Origin of the sequence: Photobacterium sp. OFAV2-7 (assembly GCF_022347985.1) — a bacterium.
Classification (GTDB): Bacteria; Pseudomonadota; Gammaproteobacteria; order Enterobacterales; family Vibrionaceae; genus Photobacterium.
On the sequence record NZ_JAKRFQ010000399.1, the window covers coordinates 1 to 4,544 of the forward strand.

5 protein-coding genes and 1 pseudogene are annotated in these 4,544 nt (G+C 49.4%); all 6 read left to right on the plus strand.

The features are described from left to right. The first annotated feature begins 267 nt into the window (after positions 1 to 267). Positions 268 to 603 carry an HMA2 domain-containing protein gene (locus MHN01_RS17580; protein WP_083652161.1) on the plus strand — a complete coding sequence of 112 codons (336 nt, stop codon included), beginning with the start codon at positions 268 to 270 and terminating at the stop codon, positions 601 to 603. Then, positions 596 to 1,360, plus strand: coding sequence for a YtxH domain-containing protein (locus tag MHN01_RS17585; RefSeq protein ID WP_239412527.1), 765 nt, complete (start codon positions 596 to 598; stop codon positions 1,358 to 1,360). Before MHN01_RS17580 ends, MHN01_RS17585 begins: the two co-directional genes overlap by 8 nt. Positions 1,361 to 1,365: 5 nt before the next feature. Beyond that, on the plus strand, positions 1,366 to 1,674 hold the full coding sequence (locus tag MHN01_RS17590) for a magnetosome protein MamC (RefSeq protein ID WP_239412528.1): 309 nt from the start codon (positions 1,366 to 1,368) through the stop codon (positions 1,672 to 1,674). Next, complete coding sequence (locus MHN01_RS17595) at positions 1,664 to 1,966, plus strand: YtxH domain-containing protein (RefSeq protein ID WP_239412529.1); 303 nt, start codon at positions 1,664 to 1,666, stop codon at positions 1,964 to 1,966. Before MHN01_RS17590 ends, MHN01_RS17595 begins: the two co-directional genes overlap by 11 nt. After that, complete coding sequence (locus MHN01_RS17600) at positions 1,963 to 4,023, plus strand: heavy metal translocating P-type ATPase (protein ID WP_239412530.1); 2,061 nt, start codon at positions 1,963 to 1,965, stop codon at positions 4,021 to 4,023. The genes MHN01_RS17595 and MHN01_RS17600 overlap by 4 nt, the downstream gene beginning before the upstream one ends. 159 nt (positions 4,024 to 4,182) lie before the next feature. Beyond that, positions 4,183 to 4,544: pseudogene (locus MHN01_RS17605) on the plus strand (alpha/beta hydrolase); the annotation flags it as partial.

Sequence of the window (4,544 nt, forward strand, 5' to 3'; positions counted from 1 at the left end):
ATGGCATCTATTTGCTTTAAATCTGCAATAAGCCCTTTGACGGCTTCCGGGTTTTGGCGAATGAAGTCTGAGCGCACTCTTAAACGTTGATTTGTCTTGTGAATATACGTGTTCATATAGTGCCAACCAAGATGATTATAAAGATGAAAATCATTTTCATTCGCAACGTTACCACTTCAATTGACTGAGCGCAAAGAAAAAGCGAATAAATAACGCCAGCATCATCTTAAGTAATTGAATATATAGTTTTATATATATAATCCGATTATGAAAAAACATATAGATACAGCTTTAAAGCTAAGACGCTGGGTGACTGTTGGGCACCATATTCCTGGACGGGTTCGGTTGAAGTACAAGTTGGGCATCTTGGCTCACCTTGCCACCTTCAATAGTTCTGAAATAGAACGTGCCTTGCAAAATATCCCGGCGTTTAAAAACTACAAACTAAACAATGCGACAGGAAGCTTGCTCATTGAGTATGACGCTTCCATCGTCAAGCCACACTTGATTGATGCGTTGTTTTCACAATCTGAACAAGATGCAGAGCAAGCTTGTTATGCACTTGGTGCTTGTTTAGAAATAGACGGAGCGAATCATGAGTAATGAAGAGAACCAGGGGCAGCCTGAAAACCCTTACGGTCAATATGGCGAGCCGCCGGAGTGGGCCCAGCAAGTGCCACCTCCGGGTTATTACGGTTATCCACCCCATATGATGCACCCGTACTACCACGGACACCCGGGTATGATGCATCCCCATGCTCATCCTCATGGCAATGTGCATCCAGGAATGACTCCGCCGCCAGCAGGTTACATGCATCCGGGGCATATGCACCCGGGACACATGCATCCTGGAATGGTACCGCCGCCTCAGGCCGGATATATGCACCCGGGAATGGTGCCACCTCAGGCCGAGCAACAAGCGCCAGAGGAAAACGATCCAATGTTCGAGCAGGCCCAGGCAATGCTCGAAGGTGCCCTCGGTGAAGAAGCCGGGATGTTTAAGCAGATATTAGGAACTATGGGTATGAATGATAAAGAGTTTTGGAAAGGCGCTATGGTTGGTGCCGCAGCAGCATTAATCCTTAGTAACGAAAACGTCCGTAAGGGCCTGATGGGTATGGTATCTAATGCTGGTGATATGCTGAAAAGCGGTGGTGCATCGATGAAAGAGACTGCAACCCAGACTGCTTCTTCAGTTAAGGAGAATGTGTCAACCGGCGGTGAAATTTTCCGTGATACCTATGAAGCGGGCAAAGAAGGCTTCAGAGAATCTGTTGAGCGTCATAGCCACGAAAAGGCATCAGCCCAAGAGACTGAGTATGATGATGAATTTCCTGCGCACGACGATTATGAAAAGTAAAATCTATGAGTAATTCATCAGACAAGCTAAACCCAGCGAGTCGAGCCATGCTGGTCGGTGCCATCCTCGGTGGCACTGCATCGGCGGCCAATCAGTGGAAGGCGCATCAGACCGGCGAAATCGATACTAATCAGCTGGTTTCCAACGTTGCCAAAGATTCGCTGAAAACGGGCCTTGCCAGTGGGGCGACAACCTATATCGCTGAAAAAATGGCAGGCAGACCGGTACTCTCAATGCTTACTGTACTCAGTGCAGGGGCAGCCAGTTTGTACATGATGGAACAATATGCGGGAAAGAAAAATAATGAGCAATAATAACCCATACAATCCTTACTATGGCTACCCATACTATGGTGGTCAACAACAGTCTGCTGCTGAGCCAACATACAAGAAGCAAAACACCAAGACTCACTTCGTTATGGGTGTGGCAGCTGGTGCCGCGGTTGCGTATCTGCTTACCAACAAGAAATTCCAGCAAGGTGTTGCTGCAACTGGTGAGAAGGCATGGTCCGCAGTTCGTGGTGAAGTTGAAGAGCTAAAAGAGCGCCTAGAAGATACACAGGCCGAGCTTGAGTATTACCGCAACCTTCACAAGGGTGATGAATGATTGGACTGCAAGTTCGGCATCATCTCCCTGGGCGCATTCGATTCAAAGTCCCTGCACTGAAAGCATACCGGGATATCGGTGACTGGATTAAGCAGAGCCTGATGGCCATTCAGGGAGTGCGTGAGGTGCGGGTCAACGAGCATGCCTGCTCGGTGGTTATCTCCTATGAAACACAGTTATTAGACTGCAAAACCATCAAGGCGCGTCTATCGGCACTGGATCTCAATGAGGCAGAAGCATCAGACTCTGAGCATGAATATACCCGTGGTGATGTGGCGATGAATGTTATTGGCACGCTGTCGGCTGCAATGCTACCCAAACGCTGGGGAGCGCTGACCACTGCAAGCTTGATTGCTCCGACACTTTTCGAGGGGATCGACGAGCTTAGGAATAAGCGTGTTTCAGTCGAGGTCCTTGACGCGGTTGCTGTTGGTTTGTCTGCCTGGCGGGGTGATTACCGTACTGCCATGATGACCCAAAGCCTGATCAGCCTAGGTGAATACATGGAGCAGCGCACCAGCCGAAGCAGTGATCAGCTACTGGCCGAACTTATGAGGCCACAGGAATGTCTGGTCTGGCGCATTGATGACGATGGTAAGACACAATGTGATTCCTCAGAGCTGGTTGCTGGTGATTTGATTGAATTGATGCCCGGCAACGCGATTCCGATTGACGGAAAGGTTGAATCCGGTGCAGCACTGATCAACCAGTCAACGCTCACGGGTGAAAGTGTGCCTGTACGTCGTGAAGTGGGTGCGGTTGTGTATTCAGGAACAACGGTCCATGAAGGCTCTATCAAGGTACGGGTAGAAAAGGTCGGCAGTGAAGCAACCACCGCCAAGATCGCCAAGTTGATTTACGAGTCGCTGAGTGAGAAGAGCGAGATCCAGCAGGTGACTCAGGATATGGCAGATCGCCGTGTCAAAATTACTTTGGGCATTGGTGCGGCTGTCTTTGCACTGACTCAGGATGTCAATCGCCTTGCTTCTGTCTTTTTGGTGGATTATTCCTGTGCACTTAAGCTAAGTACGCCGGTCACCTTCAAGTCAATCATGTATCGCGCAGCGCAAAATGGCATTCTGCTTAAGGGCGGCAGTGCCATCGAGAAGCTGGTGAAGGTGGATACCTGTGTCTTTGACAAAACAGGGACACTGACTTACGGCGATATGGAAGTGACCGATGTCGTACCGCTCTGCGGTGATAATAGCGCGCGAGATTTGCTGGCCATTGCAGCATCAGTGGAAGAGCACAGCAGCCACCCACTATCTCAGGCGGTGGTCAATGCGGCGAAAGACAATGAGTTGCCGCATATCGATCATGGTGAGGTCGAGTACGTGATTGCTCATGGCCTTCGCAGTACTCTCAATGATCATTGTCTGGTAATGGGAAGTCGTCATTTCCTTGAAGTCCATGAAGAAGTCGACTTTACAGCGTTTGAGTCAACTATCAGGGAGCTTGAGAAAAAAGGGCGACACCTGATCTTTATTTCGCATCAGCATAAATTAATAGGCTTGATTGGTTTACGTGACCATCTACGTGACGATGTAACGCAGACGCTTCAGAATCTTCGTGATTCGGGAATACGTGAGCTCGTTATGATCTCCGGGGATCGTGCCTTCAAGGCGCAGATGCTGGGGGATGAGCTTAAGCTGGATAAGGTCTATGCAGAGGCAACCCCGACGAGCAAATCGAAAATTGTCGAGGAGCTGCGCCAGTCAGGCCGTACCGTGATGTTCGTTGGTGATGGTGTCAATGATGCACCGGCACTGACAAAAGCCGATGTCGGTGTAGCTATGTGCAAAGGAACTGAGCTAGCCAGGCAGGCAGCGGATGTCGTGTTGCTGAGAGATGAGCTGTACGGCGTTGCTGAGTCAAGGCAGTTGGCACAGGTGGCCATGTCGTTGGGTAACAGTAATATCAAGCTGGCTGAATACGTCACTAGCGGCATTATGCTGGCTGCTGCCTTAGGAATGCTTAGCCCGGCGGCGAATGCCTTGTTACATAACGGGACAACGTTGGCTATTTTGGCCCGCTCAGTGGCTGTTAAGAATGCCTAGTTAACGTCCAGATACCTGATATAAAAATGCCCGGCATATTGCCGGGCATTGTTGTTTCTGGGTGTCTGAATTAATCCTCTGTTTTCATCAGGCCATATTCTTGCTATACAATCGGACACATAGTTGTAAGACGAAGTCAGTTATAACAAGGAGAATAGAGTGCAGTCAGCTTACTATGTCGACAATATGTTATGTCGACAGCATCAGTTTGTTTTGCCGCTTGATTATGCCGATCAAGACGGGGAAACAATCACGGTCTTTGCCCGTGAAGTTGTGTTGAAAGAGAGCCGCGATACGACATTGCCATGGCTTGTCTATCTGCAGGGCGGCCCAGGCTTCCCGTCACCTCGTCCTGATGCCAACAGCGGCTGGCTGAAAAGGGCATTGCAACAATACCGGGTGTTGTTGCTGGACCAGCGTGGAACCGGAAACAGTCAGGTTGTAAGTGCCCAGACACTGTCAGGTAAATCAACCAGCGAACAGGTCGACTATCTTTCCCACTTCAGGGCAGACAATATTGT